General features: G+C 68.4%; 12 protein-coding genes. 1 reads left to right on the top strand and 11 read right to left on the bottom strand.

The features are described 5' to 3' along the window. Positions 1–5: 5 nt before the first annotated feature. The 10 genes from ACYU7G_RS03210 to ACYU7G_RS03165 form a co-directional block, all read right to left on the bottom strand. Positions 6–2636 carry a DEAD/DEAH box helicase gene (locus ACYU7G_RS03210; RefSeq protein WP_461104696.1) on the bottom strand — a complete coding sequence of 877 codons (2631 nt, stop codon included), beginning with the start codon at positions 2634–2636 and terminating at the stop codon, positions 6–8. A 147-nt stretch (positions 2637–2783) separates the two neighbouring features. Then, a complete protein-coding gene (locus ACYU7G_RS03205) occupies positions 2784–3755 on the bottom strand; it encodes a sugar-binding transcriptional regulator (RefSeq protein WP_461104694.1) in 972 nt (323 codons plus the stop codon). A gap of 55 nt (positions 3756–3810) precedes the next feature. Next, entirely contained in the window at positions 3811–4788 is a 978-nt protein-coding gene (locus ACYU7G_RS03200) for a TIM barrel protein (protein ID WP_461104692.1), read from the bottom strand. Between the two features lies 1 nt (position 4789). After that, a complete protein-coding gene (locus ACYU7G_RS03195; protein ID WP_461104690.1) occupies positions 4790–6187 on the bottom strand; it encodes an FGGY-family carbohydrate kinase in 1398 nt (465 codons plus the stop codon). After that, positions 6184–7113, bottom strand: a complete 930-nt coding sequence (locus tag ACYU7G_RS03190) for a transketolase family protein (protein WP_461104688.1) — start codon at positions 7111–7113, stop codon at positions 6184–6186. Before ACYU7G_RS03190 ends, ACYU7G_RS03195 begins: the two co-directional genes overlap by 4 nt. Next, a complete protein-coding gene (locus ACYU7G_RS03185) occupies positions 7110–7988 on the bottom strand; it encodes a transketolase (RefSeq protein ID WP_461104686.1) in 879 nt (292 codons plus the stop codon). The genes ACYU7G_RS03190 and ACYU7G_RS03185 overlap by 4 nt, the downstream gene beginning before the upstream one ends. A 149-nt stretch (positions 7989–8137) precedes the next feature. After that, on the bottom strand, positions 8138–9190 hold the full coding sequence (locus tag ACYU7G_RS03180) for a substrate-binding domain-containing protein (protein ID WP_461104684.1): 1053 nt from the start codon (positions 9188–9190) through the stop codon (positions 8138–8140). 73 nt (positions 9191–9263) lie between these two features. Continuing rightward, positions 9264–10385 carry an ABC transporter permease gene (locus ACYU7G_RS03175; protein ID WP_461104682.1) on the bottom strand — a complete coding sequence of 374 codons (1122 nt, stop codon included), beginning with the start codon at positions 10383–10385 and terminating at the stop codon, positions 9264–9266. After that, positions 10382–11962, bottom strand: coding sequence for a sugar ABC transporter ATP-binding protein (locus ACYU7G_RS03170; protein WP_461104680.1), 1581 nt, complete (start codon positions 11960–11962; stop codon positions 10382–10384). Before ACYU7G_RS03170 ends, ACYU7G_RS03175 begins: the two co-directional genes overlap by 4 nt. Then, positions 11959–12621, bottom strand: a complete 663-nt coding sequence (locus tag ACYU7G_RS03165) for a DUF2291 family protein (RefSeq protein ID WP_461104678.1) — start codon at positions 12619–12621, stop codon at positions 11959–11961. Before ACYU7G_RS03165 ends, ACYU7G_RS03170 begins: the two co-directional genes overlap by 4 nt. A 313-nt stretch (positions 12622–12934) precedes the next feature. Between ACYU7G_RS03165 and ACYU7G_RS03160 the strand changes: the two genes are divergently transcribed. Next, positions 12935–14086, top strand: a complete 1152-nt coding sequence (locus ACYU7G_RS03160; RefSeq protein WP_461104676.1) for a baeRF3 domain-containing protein — start codon at positions 12935–12937, stop codon at positions 14084–14086. Between the two features lie 115 nt (positions 14087–14201). Here the strand turns inward: ACYU7G_RS03160 and ACYU7G_RS03155 are convergent, their stop codons facing one another. Continuing rightward, the gene (locus ACYU7G_RS03155) at positions 14202–16097 is read right to left on the bottom strand and encodes a DUF1593 domain-containing protein (protein ID WP_461104674.1); all 1896 of its coding nucleotides are present in this window, start codon (positions 16095–16097) and stop codon (positions 14202–14204) included. Positions 16098–16338 lie beyond the last annotated feature (241 nt).

The raw sequence follows: 16338 nt of genomic DNA, 5'->3' as shown, positions 1-16338 counted from the left end.
CGACGTTACCCCAACAGCCGCTCCCGTTCGGCGGCGACCACCTGTCTGGCCAGTTCGGCCTCGGTGATGTCGAACGCCTCGGGGGCGCTGTGGGCGAGTTCGCTGACGCGGGCGAAGTCGTCGAACACAGCACGCTTGTCGGCCAGGAGTTCGGTGATGCGCTCGTCGACGCCCTCGTCGGAGAGCAGTCGGTGCACCTGGACCGTCTGCAACTGGCCCATCCGGTGGGCGCGGGCGATGGCCTGCCACTCGGTGGTGGGGGCGAGCTGGGGCTCGCAGATGACCACCACGGACGCGGCCTGGATGTTGAGCCCGACGCCGGCGGCGACGATCTGGGCCACCAGCGCCGCACCGCCGGGAGCTGCGGCGAACTGGTCGATGATCGTCTGCCGCTCGCTCGGCGGGATGGAGCCGGTCAGCGGCCCGAAGACCGGTCCGGGAAGCAGCTCGGCCACCTGGGAGAGCACCTCGCGGAAGTGCGAGTACACGATCACCCGACGGCCGTTGTCCTCCGCCTCCGCCACGATCTCCAGCAGGCGCCGCAGCTTGCCCGACGCCTCGCCCTGCGTGCAGGCGGCCTGCCGCATGGCCATGAAGTTGCCGTCCTCGACGGCGCTCCGGTAGACGGCCTGGTCCGCCGCCGACATCGGCACCCATTCGTCCACCTCCACCAGTTCGGGCAGTTCAGTGAGGACGTCCTCCTGGTTGCGCCGCAGGTAGACGGGTGCGACGGCCTCCCGGAATTCGTGCGCCGTCGGCAGCTCACCCAGGCCCTCCAGCAGGTCCGGCCGGGCGTGGGCCACCAGGGCGCGGAACTCGTCGAGCCGGTTGGCCAGCGGGGTGCCCGTCATGAGGACGACGCGTGGCACCTGCCCCAGGATCTCGGCCGTGCGGCGGGAGCGCTTGGCGTCGGGGTTCTTGACGTAGTGGGCCTCGTCGACGACCACGCAGCCGATCCGCTCCAGCGGAGGTTCCTGCCGCATCACCCAGCGCAGCGTGCCGAAACTGGTGACCGCCACCCCGCCGTCGCGGCGCCACTGTTCGAGGGCCTCGCGCCGACCGTCCCCGTGCAGCCGGTGCACGGCCAGTTTGGTGTGGACCGGCACCTCCCGGACCCAGTTGGTGACGACGGCGGCCGGGCTGATCACCAGGAAGTGGGTGTCCCCCTGGGCGCGCAGGTGCGCCAGCGCGGCGAGCGCCTCGACCGTCTTGCCCAGCCCCATCTCGTCGCCGATGACCACCCGCTCCTGCACCAGCGCGAACTTGGCGGCGAAGTCCTGGTAGCCGCGCAGCGAGGCGTCGAGGTAGGTGGTGTTCAGTTCGAAGGCGCGGATGGAGTCGACGACGTCGGATGGGACGTCGCCGGAGAACTTGCCGCCGTGCTCGGACAGGAACCCCAACTCCGAGAGCAGGGCGTAGTAGTGCGCGGGGCGGGCGAGGAAGTCGATCCACGGATCCTCCGGAAGCTCTGCCACCGCAGGCACCCGGGCTGCGGCGGCCCGTTGCGCCACCGTCGCCAGCTCCTCCCCGAGTTCCGCGACGGTGTGCTCGCCGGAGCAGAACACCGCCAGTTCGGTGTCCCCCGGCCCGACGGCCCCGAGCACGCGGTTCATCGCCTCGGCGCGGGCCAGGTCCGCAGCCGGGTCGGTGCTGGTGCGGGCACCGTCCCAGGCGGCGAGCCGGCTGAGGAGGGCGGTGGTGTGGGCGGGGCGGGCGACGGCGTCGATGTGGACGGGCGTCGTGTCGTAGGTGGTGTCCCACAGCGTGGTGGCGGCGGCTCGGATGCGGTTGGCCGACATCTGTCCCACCCCCGGGAACTGCTCGAGGTCCGGCAGCCGGGCGTGGACGTCGAGCACGGTGCTGATCCCTTGGCTTGCCAGGGCACCGACGGGGATCCGTTCACGGCTGGCCTGTCTGATGGCCTCCACGGGCATGTCCGCCAGCACCGCGCGGGCCTCCGCCAGCCGGATGTCCTCGCAGGCCCGGCGCGCGGCGTCGCGGAACGCCATCTCCGTGTGCAGCGCGATCAGGAGCGTGGCCACCGCGGACCGCAGGCCCGCCAGCTCGCTGACCGGCAGCAGGCTCTGCTCGCCGTGGTGCGGCTCGATCCGGGCTCCCAGCCCGATGCGCGGCCGTAGTGCATCGGCGACCAGCACCGACGGCGCCCCCGCGTCCTCGGCGAGCCCGGGGAGCTTCGTTATCAGGTCCGTCGCAGCACGCACCTCCTGGTGGAGGCCCTCCAACTGCTCAGCGGCCACCCGGGCCCGCTCCCTGGCGCGGCGGCCGGTGAAGAAGCGTCTCCAACCGGTGAGGTTGCGCACCTCGTCGAGTAGTGGTGGAGCCTGGCGGTGGATCCGTTGGACCATGTCATCCTCGTGCGCCGCCAGTGCCGGGAAAAGTCGTTCGCGCAACAGCGCGCCGAGGGCGGGTTCGTCGTCGGGTCCGAGCGGGAGGACCGTCCAGGCGTGCTCACCGTTGAGGGGGACGTCGACGGAGTCCTCCCGGAACCGTGCCGCCGCGGCGTCGGCGTCGGCCATGATCGCCTCACGGTGCGCGACGACGCGCCCGACGAGTTCCGTCATCGCCTCCACACGCGTGGCGATCCGCCGGAGCTGCTGCCGCGCGTCGGAGTCCATGGGGACGAGCCTAGGGGCGACCCGGGGCGGCGCGGACGGCAGGCGTCTGGACCGGTGGTGACCAGCTCCGGCGAGCAAACGCTTTCTCTGCTCTGTAGTGCAGAATCATCGGCGTGTCGCCGGCGCTGGTCACCGCGGCCACAGCGACTACTGCTCCACCAGCGCCCGCGCCGTGTTCGAGTCGGTGATCAGGACGTCGCACCAGCCGCCGAGCAGGGCGGCGCGGATGGCAGCCAGTTTGCGGGGCCCGCCTGCCACCCCGACACGCCGTGGCACCGCCTTCAGCGTCTCAGCGTCGATGCCGAGCGTCCTGCCGACCAGGTCCGAGTCCACCAGTACCCCCTCGGCGTCGAAGAAGTTCAGGCAGACGTCACCGACGGCCCCCTGGTCCGCGAGGCGGTGGAGGTCGGCGTCGGGGAGGGTATTGCCGGAGGAGACGAGCAGCGGTGAGGGTTCGGCGCTGCCGATTCCCACCAGCGCCATCGTCAGCTCGGACCACGAGTCCCGCACGGAGGAGATCTGCGGGTCGGTGAGCAGGGAGTCACGTACCTCCTGGCTGGCCACCACACCGGGCGCCGGGAAGTACTTCACGGAGGCGCCGGTCACCCGGCCCAACCGCTCCGCGAGGCGGGTGGCCTGCACCTGTGCGCGAGGATCACCCACACCGCCGATGACCTGCACGATGGACTCCGCCGTGCGCATCGAGCGAGGCGTCATCGCCTCCACCAGCGCCAACAGTGAGGTGGACCACGATGAGAGGCCGACGTGGTCCGTGGGCAGCATCGTCGACTCGAGGTAGCGTGCACCGGCGGCACCGATCGCACTGAGCACCTGGGGGTCGTTGCCGGCATCTTCCACGGCCACGCCAGCCACGACGACATCGCGCAGGCCGTAGGCCTCGCGGACCTCGTCCTCCAACGCCGAGAACAGTCCCGGTGGCTCGACGACGATGGTGCGCACGATCCCCTCCGTCGCGCCCTCCTTGAGGAGGCGGGAAACCCTGGACTGGGACATGTTCAGGCGCGCCGCGATCTCGGGCTGACGCAGCCCCTGCTCGTGGTAGAGACGGGAGACCTTGACGATCAGCGGGAGACGCTCGGAGTAGTCACGTGTTGGCATCACCCGAAAGTTAGCACCTGAATGGCTATTCATGGCAGCACCAAGGCTGAACCGGTCACGCCCCGTACAGCGCCTGCTGCACGAGTCGGTTGGCAGTCACAGCGTCCTGGGCTTCCTGCGCGGCGGCCAGCGCGTCCTCGTCAAGGCGGTCGAGGGCGACGTCGACGCGCTTGAGGAAGTCGATGGCCAGGTTGGCGGCGTCCACCGGGTCCTCGCGGAACGGGAACTGGTCCAGCTGCCAGACACCCTCCCAGTTGTTGCGACGCAGCACGTGGAAGAACTCCATCAGTTCGATGGGGTGGACGGTGCCGGCGATCATGTCATCGTCCCATGCGCGCAGGTTGTCGTTGACGTCCATGCCGAACAGGCGGCCGTAGTCGATGGCGAGCTGAGCGGAGTCCGCCGGGGACTCGCCACCGTAGAGCGCGTGGCCGAAGTCCAGCAGGATGCCGATGTTGGGCAGGCCGATCTTCTCCAGCGCGAGGAGGGTGCGCGAGACCGAGTCGAAGGCCATGTGGACGCGGGGTTCACGGGGCTTGTACTCGACGACGAACTTCAGGTCCGGGTTCTCCGAAGCGACGGCGCCCAGCCCGTCGAGCGACAGCTGCCAGTGCTTGCCGTGGTTGACCTGGAACGGGTAGTCCCAGCCGTCCTGACCGGGCCACAGCTTGACGTAGTCGGCCCCGAAGAAGCGCACCACGTCGGCGGCCTCGTTGATGAGCTCGTTGGCGAGGCGACGCACGCCCGGGTCCGGGTTGGTGAAGGCGCCCTTGCGGAAGACGTTGGTGTACATCTCGGGCGTGATGCCGATGACGGAGAGGTCCTGGGCGTCGAGGGCAGCCTTGACCTGCTCGTTGCTGAAGTCACCGCCGAAGAAGGGGTAGTTCAGGTCGACGACGGACAGGTCGTCGACCTTGCCGGCCAGTTCGATGGCGTCGAGGATGCTGCGGGGCTCGCCGTAACCGTCGGTGGCGTAGCGATCGACGTAGGTGGCGAAGTGCCAGATCCCGGCACCGAAACGAGGGGTGGACATGTCAGTTCTCCTTGCGTGTGAGGTTGAGTGCGCGGGACCACCGGGCACGCGCTGCCCGGTGGTCGCGTGCGGGGTTGAAGTTGGTGGACTCGACGTCGCCGAAGGAGCCACCGAGCGATTCGGCCGCCAGCTGGGCCGCGCCCCGGGCCGACAGGCCCGTGAGTTCCGGGCGACGGACGGCGCGCGCGGCGACGTCGGCCTGGAGTTGCATCAGGAAGTCGTCGGCGGCGGGTGCACCGTCGGCGAGGATGACGTCGATGGGAGCGGCCGCCGCGGCCGCGTCGAGGACGTCGGTGATCTGGTGGGCGATGGCCTCCATGGCTGCACGGGCAAGGATCGCGGGATCAGTGCCGAGGTCGAATCCGTGCAGCACGGCACGGGCCTCCGGGTCCCAGTGCGGCGCACCGAGTCCGGACATGGCCGGGACGAGCGTCACACCGTGCTCCGCGGGGACCTCCCGCGCGAGAGTGGTCAGTTCGGCCACCGGGCGCCCGAGCAGCCGGGATAGCCAGGCCAGCGTGGCGCCACTGGCGAGGATGTTGCCCTCGAACGCCACCTGGGTGACCCCTCCCCGACGCCAGGCGACGGTGCCGACCAAGCCCGCCGGGATGCTGCCCGAGTCCGCCGTCAGCCCCATCACGGAGGACCCGGTCCCGTAGGTGGCCTTCACGGCCCCGGGGTTGCGGACCCCGTGCCCGAACAGGGCGGCGTGGGAGTCGCCGAGCACCCCGTGGATCCGCCTGCCGGGCAGGTCGTGCAGTTCGGCGCTGGGCTCGTCGGATGCCACCACCGGTGGCAGCACGGCGGCCGGGATGTCGAACAGCTCACAGAGCTCGTCGCTCCACGCCCCGGTGGCCAGGTCGAGCAGCTGGGTGCGCGACGCGTTGCCGGCCTCGATCCGGTGCTCTCCGGTGAGCGAGGCCACCAGCCAGGAGTCGACGGTTCCGACGGCCAGTTCGCCGCGCCGGGAGCGGGAGCGGTCCGGGTCCACCCGGTCCAGCAGCCACGCCAGCTTGAGGGCGGAGAACATGGGGTCCAGCGGGAGCCCCGTGATCTCGCGCACCCTGGCGGCGTGCCCTGACAGCTCGGCGACGCGGGGTGCGGTGCGACGGTCCTGCCAGCCGAGCATCGGCCCGACCGGCTCCCCCGTGGACCGGTCCCAGACCAGCGCGGACTCGCGCTGGGTGCTGAGCGCCACGGCGTCGACCGGGTGCGCTGCGGCCACCTCGTTGATGACGCCGCGGACGCCGTCGAGGATCTCGGAGGCGTCCTGCTCCACCCAGCCGGGGCTCGGGTGTCTCTGGCCGAGCGGCACCGAGGCAGTGGCCACGGGCGCGCCGGTCTCGTCGAAGAGCGTTGCCTTCGTGGAACTGGTGCCCTGGTCGACGGCGAGGATCACAGCGATTCCCGCGCGACCCTGGCGATGTTGTCCCCGGTGAGGCCGAAGTGCTCCAGGAGCCAGTCGGTGCTGCCGGTGGGTGCGAACTCGGTGAGCCCGATCGGGATCACCTTGGTGGCGATTCCCAACTGTGCCACCACCTGGGCGACGGCGGCGGACAGCCCGCCTGCGATGTTGGCCTCCTCCGCCACGACGATGGCCTTGGTCTCCTCCGCTGCGGCGACGATGGCGTCGTGGTCAAGCGGCGAGACCCAGGCGGCGTTGAGCACGCGGGCGGTGAGACCGTCGGCGGCGAGCAGGTCAGCGGCCTCGATGGTGCGGGAGACCGTGGTCCCCAACCCGATGAGGGTGACGTCGTTGCCATCGCGCACGGTGCTGAACCTACCGCGCTCCCAGACCGAACTCTCATCGGTGACGGCGGGAACCTTGTGGCGTCCGATCCGGAGGTAGGTGCCCCGGGGCTCGGCCACGAGCGCCTCGAGGGCCTGCCGGGTCTGGCGGGGGTCGGCCGGGACGGCGACGTCGAGGTCCGGCAGTGCCCGCATCCAGGACAGGTCCTCCACGGAGTGGTGGGTGGGGCCGAGTTCGCCGTAGGCCATGCCCGGGCTCATGCCGCACAGGATGACGTTGTGGCCGGAGTAGGCGACGTCGGCCTTGATCTGCTCGGTGGCACGTCCGGTGAGGAAGGGGCCGGCGGAGCACACGAACGGGATCAGGCCCGTGGCGGCCAAGCCTGCACCGACGCCCACCATGTTCTGCTCGGCGATGCCGACGTTGATCAGCCGGTCCGGGAAGGCCTCCTTGAAGCCACCCAGGTTGGACGAGCCGACGGAGTCGTTGCACACCGCCACGACTCGTTCGTCAGCTGACGCCAGTGTGATCAGGGTCTCGGCGAATGCCTTGCGGTTGTCGAACGTCTCGGTCATGCGAGCTCCTCCAGTGCCAGTGCGACCTGCTCCGCCGTCGGCACCTTGTGGTGCCACTCGACACGGTCCTCGATGAATGAAACGCCCCTGCCCTTGGTGGTGTTGGCGACCACGGCGACGGGCTTGCCCGTGGTGGACGGCCCGAAGGCCTCCAGCAGCTGCGCGATGTCGTGTCCGTCCACCTCGCGGACCTCGCACCCGAAGGCGGCGAGGCGCTCCGGCAGCGGGTCCAGACCGTTGGTGTCCTCGGTGCGGGCGCCCTGCTGCAGGCGGTTGCGGTCCACGACCAGCGTCAGGTTGGCCAGCCCGAAGTGACCGGCGGCCATGAGCGCCTCCCAGTTGGAGCCCTCCTGGAGCTCGCCGTCACCGGTGGCGACGAAGACGCGTGCGTCCAGCCCCTGGATCCGCAGCCCGATGGCCTCGCCGACGGCCACGGGCAGGCCGTGGCCGAGCGGGCCGGTGTTGGTCTCGATACCCGGGACTTTGTTGCGGTTGGGGTGGCCGTTGAGGGCGGAACCGGGGGCCATGAAGGTGGTCAGTTCGTCCTCGGAGAAGTAGCCGACGCGGGCGAGGGTCGAGTAGAGCGCTGCCGCGCAGTGCCCCTTGGACAGGATGAAGCGGTCCCGCTCCACCTGCTCACCGTGGGCCGGGTCCAGGCGCAGGACGCCGAAGTAGAGGGTGGCCAGCACGTCGGTGATGCTCAGGTCTCCACCGATGTGGCCGGCGCGGGCCGCGTCAATGGTGGTGATGATGTGGCGGCGGATGATGCGGGCCTGGTCTGCGATCAGAGCTTCCCGCTCTGGGGTGCCGGCGGCGTCGATCTGCCGGCGGAGTTCTCGCCAGCCCTCGGCCCGGGTTTCGTCTGTCTGGAGCATGGAAGTCCTTTGCATATCCATTCAGTAGTGAATGTTTGCCTCCAGTCTACCCGTGGCTGGCCACGTGTCAACACCGGAGAGAGGCGGTTGGAGAGAGCGGGGAGGCGGCCGGGAACGGCTCGCCTCCCCGCCCCCTCGGGGTTCCGAGGTCAGCCCTCCATGCCGAACAGCGTGTACTGGTCAGCGTTGGAGGCATCGATGAGGATGCAGTCGACGGACTGCTTCTCGGGTGCGCCGGTGTCACCGGTGCGGATGTAGGAGTCCGCCTGCTCGACCGCCATCTGGGCGATCTGGACCGCGGGCTGCAGGCCGGTGGCCAGGAGGGTGCCCTCCTTGATGGCGGCGGCGGCATCGGGGGCACCGTCGAAGCCGGCGACGATGATCTGGTCACTCTTGCCGGCGGCGGCGACGGCGGCTACGGCACCCAGGGCCATGGTGTCGTTGCCGGCGATGATCCCGTTGAGGTCCGGGTAGCGCTGCAGCAGCGTCTCCACCTTGGTGAAGGCCTCCTGCTGGTCCCAGTTGGCGGTCTCCTGCGCAACCATCTCCATGTCCGGGTACTGGTCGAGGATGGCGTGGTAGGCCTCGGAACGCACCGCGGCGTTGGTGTCGGTCTCGCGGCCGAGCAGTTCGACGTAGGTGCCCTGGCCCTCGAGCGCGGCACCGAAGGCCTCGCCGACGAGGCCGGCACCCTGGGAGTTGTTGGCCACGATCTGGGCCTTGGCGATGCCGGTGGCGTTGATCTCACGGTCGATGAGGAACACCGGGATGCCTGCGGCCTCGGCCTTCTCGACGGCACCGATGGTGACGTCGGCGCCCGCGTTGTCCAGGATGATGGCGACGGCGTTGTTGGAGATGGCCGAGTCGATCAGCTGGGACTGCTTGTTCGGGTCGTCGTCGTGCGAGTCCGAGGTGGTCTCGTAGCCGAGTTCCTCAGCCTTGGCGACGGCGGCGTCAGCCTCCGCCTTGAAGAACGGGTTGGAGTGGGAGGGCGTGATGACTGCGATCAGGCCGCCCGCCTCGGCGGCCGGCTCGGTCTCCTCGGGAGCCTCCTCGGTGGTCTCCGCCGGGGTGGTCTCCGGGGCCGCCTCGGTGCTGGGATCCGGCGTCGGCTCCGCCTCCGTGCCGCCGGAGCAGCCGGTGAGTGCGAACGCGCCGACCACCATGGCGATGATCAGTTTCACGAACACGTTGTTGCGCATGATTCTCCTTCGAATGTGATGCTGTTTGGTTGGTTGTCTCGGGGGATGGGGGTTCTGGGGGGAATGGGGGCGATCAGGTGGATTGGGCCGCCACCTCCTTCTCCTTCCTCACGCTCGCCGCGGCCGCGGCCGCCGCCCTGGCGGTGGAGAGCCGTTCCTGGACCTGGTCCAGCATGACTGCGAGCACGATGACCGCACCCTTGATGAACACCTGCCAGAAGCTGGAGACACCCACCAGGACGAGACCGTCGGAGAGGAAGCCGATGACGAACGCGCCGATCAGGGTGCCCTTCACGCTGCCTCGGCCGCCAGCGAGCGAGGCACCGCCGATCACGACGGCCGCGATGGCGTTGAGCTCGAACGTCTCACCGGCCTGCGGTGCGGCCGACGTCAGTTCGGAGGCGATGATCAGACCCGCGAGGGCCGCGCAGGCACCGGAGATCATGTAGACGCGGGTGGTGACGCGCTTGACCGGGACGCCGGAGAGCTCCGCGGCGCGGGGGTTGCCGCCGGTGGCGTAGAGCCAGCGCCCGAACGGCGTCCTCGCCACCAAGACCCACACGAGCAACGCGACGATGACCATCAGCCAGATCTGCGTCGGCACGCCGAGCGGCCGGCCGGTGCCGATGAACGAGAACCCGGTGTTGCCCAGCGCCTCGCTGCCGCGCAGGTTGGGGAAGGTGGAGCCGTTGGAGATCAGCAGGGCCGCGCCGCGGGCCATGTAGAGGGTGCCGAGGGTGGCGATGAACGGGGCGACGTTGAACCTGGTGATCAGGACCCCGTTGATCCAGCCCACGAACGTTCCGACAAGGACTGCGACCAGCACCACCACCAGCACAGACGGGTAGGCGGTGACGTTCAGCAGGTCCCCGAGGCTGAGGTTCATGCCCTTGAGCATCACTCCGGCGACGATTCCGGAGAGACCGACGATGGAGCCCACTGACAGGTCGATGCCCGCGGTCAGGATCACGAGCAGCATGCCGAGCGCGAGGATCGCGTTGTAGGCGACGTGCCTGGTCATGGTCACGAGGTTCGAGCCGGACAGGAAGGTGTCCGAGAGGCTGGCGAACACGACGATCAACACGATCAGGGCGATGAATGCCCTCTGGTCGAGGATGAACTCGCCCACCGAGCGGTTGCCGAGGATCATCTGCGCCGCCCGGTTACGGGTGGGCTGCTGGGCTGCAGCGCTCATTCGGCTGCTCCTTCCATTTCCATCTGCTGGTGTTCGAGCTCCACGAGCTCGGAGTCGTCTGCTGCGGCGAGGACGGCCTCGCGGGTTGCGTCGCCGGGCGAGAACTCGGCGACGATGCGGCCCCGGGACATGACGAGGATGCGCGTGGTGGAGTTGAGCACCTCGGCCACCTCGGAGGTGGCGAACAGCACCCCGACGCCGCTCTCGGCCAGTTCGGCCATGAACTTGAAGATGTCTGCCTTGGCTCCGATGTCGACGCCGCGGGTGGGTTCGTCGAGGAGGATCAGGCGGGGTTCGGTGAGGAGCGCCTTGCCGACGACCACCTTCTGTTGGTTTCCGCCCGAGAGCGAGCCGATGGGGGCGCGCTGGCTGGCGGCCTTCACTCGCACCGAGGCGATCACGTCGTCGTTGCGACGGCGTTCCACCTTGTCACGCGTGAGCCCGGCCCGGGTGCAGCGGGTCACGGAGGCGAGTGAGAGGTTGGCGCCCACGGACTGGCCCTGGACCAGGCCGTCCTTCTGGCGGTCCTCCGGCACGAGGTACATGCCTCGGGAGATCCGTTCGCGGATGCTGGCGCCGGTGACGTCGCGCCCGAAGAGCTGCACCGCACCGCCCTGGGAGCGGTTGCGCCCGATGAGGGTCTCGAACAGTTCGGTGCGGCCGGCGCCCATGAGCCCGTAGATCCCGACCACCTCACCGGCGCGGACGCTCAGGGAGAGGTCGTCGACGGCGAGCCGGCCGGGCTGGGTGGGGTCTGCGACGGTGAGTTTGTCCACCTCCAGCACAGTGTCCCCCACGGGGGCCTCGATGACGGTGAACATGTCGTCGGCGGAGCGTCCCACCATGGCGGAGACGATCCACTTCAGGTCGATGTCTGCCATCTCGGCGGTGGCGACCAGTTCGCCGTCACGGAACACGACGGCGTGGTCTCCGATCTCGAGGGTCTCGTCGAGGTGGTGGGAGATGTAGACGATGGCGACACCCTTGGCGGTGAGGTCGCGGATGACGCGGAACAGGACCTCCACCTCGGTGGCGGAGAGGGCCGAGGTGGGCTCGTCCATGATCAGGACGCGGGCGTCCTCGTCGAGTGCGCGGGCGATTTCCACGAGTTGCTGCTGCCCGAGGCGCAGGTTCCCGATGGTGGCGCGGGGGTCGATCGGCTCCTCGAGCCGGTCCAGGACGGCCTGGGTGCGTCGGACCTGCTCCTTGTTGTCCACGAAGCCGAAGCGCTTCAGCTCACGGCCGAGGAAGACCGATTCCGCCACGGTCATGTTGGCGCTGAGGTTGAGTTCCTGGTGGATGATGGCGACGCCGCGCTCCTCCGCCTCGGAGGGGCTGGCGAAGCTGACCTCCTCACCGTCGAGGGTGAGGGTGCCGGCGGTGGGGGTCTCGACGCCGGACATGATGCGCATCAGCGTGGACTTGCCGGCACCGTTCTCGCCGTAGAGGACGGTGACCTTGCCGGCGCGGATGTCGAAGTCGACCCCCTTGAGGGCGCGGGTGCCGCCGTAGACCTTGGAGATGTTGCGCGCCGACATCACCACGTCGTCGTCGGCGGGCAGTTCCTCGGCGGTCACTGGTCTGCCTCGATCTGGATGGGAGTGATCGTGATGTGGGCGGCGTCGTCGTAGGTGATGGCGCCCAGCACGGTGATCTCGGATCCCATGAGCGCCTCGAAGTCCGTCTCCGCGAGCACGGTGGCCTTGACCTGGTTGTTCAGCTCGGTGGCCACTGCGGCGAAGTCGATCTGGTTCAGGAACATCTCGAAGGTGACCAGACCCGTGGCGTCGCGCACGGCGGTGCCGGTGATGGCCGGACCGGTCTGCACGCCGACGGTGACGTCGCCCGTGTCCTCCACCTCCAGACCGGCCTCGCCGAAGGCTCCCTCGACGACGGTGCCCGTGACCCGGACCGGGTAGGAGAAGGGCGAGTCGCCGTTGCGGTGGCCGTGCTCTGCCCCTGCCTGCTCGGGGTCCGCGGCGATGGCCTCCAGCAGCGTGACCAGGTCAACGGCGTTGTCGGTGATGTTGGGCACCACCTGGGCCTCGTAGATCTCCTGCGCGTAGGCGACGGGATCCACGATGTAGTTCTGCTCCCCGGCAGGCTCGTCCGCTGGCTCGGTGCCCGGGGCGTAGAAGCGCGTGCCTCCGATGATCACCGCGACGACCGCGATCCACATCAGCGACTTCCACAGCAGGGTGCTCTTCCAGAACGGGCGCCCAGAGGCTTGGCTCATCTTTGATCCTCGTCATCCTTGACCGATGCATATTGATTCAGCATCGCACTGGTATGCAGCGAATGTACCGTTCAGGTTCCGCAGAAGTCAATGCGGCGCTGAATCGTTATGAATCAGTGATGCGGCCGGAGGGACTGTCCTGCCCCCGGCCGACCCGACTCGCCGACGATTTCGGCCGGCAAGGGTGCGGGCCACCCCCTCCTCGACGATCTTCTCCGGCGTGTCGGGTCGAGCAGGCCAGCCTTGGCGATTCGGGTACCCGCTCGCAGAGGCCGGACTAGGGTGGATTGTCCAACCGAACCAAGGAGGACCAATGGACCTGCTGAATCGGAACGACATCCAGGCCCTGGCCACATCGAGGGCCGAGGGCATCCACCTCTCGCTGTTCATCCCCACCCATCGCGTCGGCCCTGAGATGCAGGGTGACCAGGTGCGGTGGAAGAACCTCGTCAACGGTGTGGAGGCCATGCTGCTGGAGGAGATGAGACGTCCCGACGTGGAGGCGCTGCTGGAACCGGCACGCGAACTCCTCAACAACTCCCCGGCCTGGCAGCGAATGGGCGACGGCATGGCCATGTTCCTGCGCCCCGGCTGGCACCAGACCTACCGCATCCCCGCATCGCTGCCGATCCTGGCCACCGTCGGGGACCACTTCGTGACCGGTCCGCTGATGCGGCTGCTGTCCGGCGACGAGCACTTCTTCCTGCTGGCCATCAGCCAGAGCAAGGTGCGCCTGATGGACGGCAGCCGCCACACCGTCGAGCAGGTGGAGCTCGGCGACGTCCCCACGGCGGTGGCGGACGTGCTGGAGCCACCGGACCCTGAGAGCGGCGCCCTGGTGCGACCGATGAGCGGCAACCGTGGCGGGCTGGCCGTGTTCCACGGGCATGGCGCCGCCGCCGAGGACGCAAGGAAGGACGACCTGCTGTTCTTCCTGCGCCAGGTCTCCTCCGGCCTCGACGAAATCCTGCGCGGGCAGTCGGCCCCCTTGGTGCTGGTGGGGCTGGAGCAGAATGTGGTGGCCTACCGAGAAGTCGACAACTATGGCAACACCCTGGCCGAGGCCGTGCACCACAATCCCGATGACCTGTCCGTACAGCAGTTGCACGACCTGGCGTGGCCCATCGTCGAGGCCCGACTGCGGAGCGAGCGCGACGATGTGATCGCCCGGGCGCGCCAGCTCGACGGCACCGGCCGGGTCTCGAGCGACCTCACGTTCATCCGCGAGGCCGCCCAGCAGGGACGCGTGGAGACGTTGTTCATGCGCGCCGACCCATGGTGCTGGGAGGAGGCCACGGGAGACACCGGCGCCGACGTGGTGCGGCTCGGCGGCGACGACCGCTACGTGGTGTGCGAGCACGTGGACCAGTCCGCCGCCGACACACTGGCCAACGGCGGTTTCGTCTACGCCACCTCGCAGGCCGTCGTGCCCGACAGCCCCGTCATGGCGATCCTGCGCTACTGACTACTCGCATGAGGGGTTGGACCTGCACGCCGCAATCGAAGCACCGATATGAGTGGAGCACCTTGTGCCGACCCAGTGGAACTGGGCCGGCACAAGGACTCTGCAGGGCTGGAGGTCAGCGGAAGCGGACCTGGTTGTTGAACACCTCCTTGTTGACCCACTGGTAGCCGTCACCGACGCGCTGGATCACGTCGGCGGTGGCGTAGGTGCGGCAGCCACTGCGACCGGTATTGGCGGTATCGCACTCGGTGCGCCACTGGCGACCGTCGTCACCGGTCCAGGAGCCGGCATGCCCCAACGGGTTCGTGGCCCAGGCAGCACGGCTTCCTCCGACGTAGGTGAGGTTGTTGAAGTTCCACCCGTTGGTCTGCACGAACTTGGAGCCAGCCTGCTGCACAGAGGTGCTCCAGATGTAGGTCCAGCACCTGTCCACCACGGTCGAGTACGGTTCGCAGACGGTCATCCAGTCACGGCCGCTGCTCTTGTGGAATCCGGGGGTGTCATAGATGTCGCTGCCGTTCGGCGGTGTCACTGTCACCGTCGGCTGCGGCGAGGGCTCAGCCGTGACCGTCACCGTCGGCGTCGGCTCGGGAACAATCGGCGGATCATTCTGCTCAGCCACCGTGACGACGACGCGCTTGTAGTTCATCAGCGCCGGCTCGGCATCATCGGAGACCTTGGCGATGATGTGGATGGTGCTTCCGATGGGCGCGTCGGCCGGGACGACGAACGTCGTGCTCAGGCCGGCGGTCGCGGACAGGTTCACCTTCCCTGAGTAGGTGTCCGCCTCCTCGTACTGCCACCACGAGACGTTCGTCTTGTCACCGTCCGGGTCGACGACGCTGGCATCCAGGGTGACAACGCTGCCGGGCCGACGGTCCAGGTCCACGCCCTGCTCGATCGTGATCTCCGGGTGGTGGTTGGCGTCGGCGTACTCGGAGGTCACGCTCCACTGCAGACGGGTCGCGAAGTCATTCTGGAAGTCTGAGAACCAACGCGCAGCTGCCCAGTCATTGCGGGGCTGGCCGTCCGGACCGATGTCCTGAACTCCCCGGTTGGTCCAGGAGACCGGATCGTCGCCGCTCTGCTGCTGGCGGCCTCCCCAGCCACCCCAAGTGGGATCCTCCCAGTTGCGCAGGCCGTTCTCGATGAGGAGAGCGAAGTTGGACGAGTCACCCTCGGAGATCCACGCGCCCTTCGGTTGCGGCGCGGTCCAGACGAAGAACCCCATCTCCTCGAGTTCCTCACGTGTCATGTCTGCGTATCCGAAGTAGTCCTCATCGTCGAATCCGTCAGCCATGAACTTGCCGTCGCCCCAGACGCGGTACTCAGCTCCGATGGGACCCACGTCCGAGACGTTGGCTGCAGTCCACTCCGGCGCCAACATGAAGGCCTCCGCCTCCAGGACCGAGCCTCGAGCGCCGTAGCCCCAGATCGACGTGGCCACCTCGCGGTTCTCCAACTCCGGCCAGTTCGGCTTCACGTAGTCACGGAAGGTGGTGTCCTGCTGGCCCCAGCTGGTGATCACTGCCTTGTCGATGACCTTGTCGTAGATCGCGTCCCAGTCGTCGGTTCCCTTGTACTCGTCCTCGATGGACTTGAGCGCACGCGAGATGGTGTTCGGTCCGCCCCACGCCTGCAGGAAGACCTGTCCGGGTTCATCATCCAGGAGGACTTCCTTGATGAAGTCTGATCCCTCCGTGTCAGATGCCATGTCACCGACGTTCTCCACGTTTCCCCAGTAGATCTTGTCGCGGAGCTCATCCGGGGTCGGATAGTTGGGGTCGTGCTTGACGAGGTTCGGGTAGACCTCCTCGTAGGCGTTCACGGCCGTGTCGATGTGGAACACGTCATCCGGCGCGGGCCAACGGTGAGGTTCGACGTCGTCACCGTTTCCGGAGTAGTGGTGCTGGCTGGCGGAGTAGACCAACCCCTCGATGTCGATCTCGTTGCTGTAGAGCAGCATCCGCAGGAGTGAGTTCAGGTCGTCGAGCTCAGGGTCGGTCGTCACGATCGTGCGTGGACCGTCGGGTTCCTGCACCCCGGGGTCTGCCGCTGAACCTCCGGCCGCTACCACCGAGAGCACCAGGGCACTCGCAGCTGTCAGTCCCCCCAACCGTGCGGCGAGACTTCTTGGTTTCGAACTCATCTGTGAGCCTCCGTTCATTCGCATGCGGCAACCCATCAACCTTGATGAATAGCTATGCGTGCATGCATGTATATGACTGCTCCATTGTAGTTCTCGCAGATCA

Source organism: Tessaracoccus terricola, assembly GCF_054776555.1.
Note: the sequence above shows the minus strand (reverse complement) of the source record. Positions and strands in the feature narration are given on the sequence as shown.

What these genes read in the sequence shown, in the direction of transcription:
- ACYU7G_RS03160 (WP_461104676.1), top strand. Translation starts at nt 12,935, where the DNA reads ATGGACCTGCTGAATCGGAACGACATCCAGGCCCTGGCCACATCGAGG.
- ACYU7G_RS03210 (WP_461104696.1), bottom strand. Translation starts at nt 2,636, where the DNA reads ATGGACTCCGACGCGCGGCAGCAGCTCCGGCGGATCGCCACGCGTGTG.
- ACYU7G_RS03190 (WP_461104688.1), bottom strand. Translation starts at nt 7,113, where the DNA reads ATGACCGAGACGTTCGACAACCGCAAGGCATTCGCCGAGACCCTGATC.
- ACYU7G_RS03200 (WP_461104692.1), bottom strand. Translation starts at nt 4,788, where the DNA reads ATGTCCACCCCTCGTTTCGGTGCCGGGATCTGGCACTTCGCCACCTAC.
- ACYU7G_RS03185 (WP_461104686.1), bottom strand. Translation starts at nt 7,988, where the DNA reads ATGCTCCAGACAGACGAAACCCGGGCCGAGGGCTGGCGAGAACTCCGC.
- ACYU7G_RS03165 (WP_461104678.1), bottom strand. Translation starts at nt 12,621, where the DNA reads ATGAGCCAAGCCTCTGGGCGCCCGTTCTGGAAGAGCACCCTGCTGTGG.
- ACYU7G_RS03205 (WP_461104694.1), bottom strand. Translation starts at nt 3,755, where the DNA reads ATGCCAACACGTGACTACTCCGAGCGTCTCCCGCTGATCGTCAAGGTC.
- ACYU7G_RS03175 (WP_461104682.1), bottom strand. Translation starts at nt 10,385, where the DNA reads ATGAGCGCTGCAGCCCAGCAGCCCACCCGTAACCGGGCGGCGCAGATG.
- ACYU7G_RS03180 (WP_461104684.1), bottom strand. Translation starts at nt 9,190, where the DNA reads ATGCGCAACAACGTGTTCGTGAAACTGATCATCGCCATGGTGGTCGGC.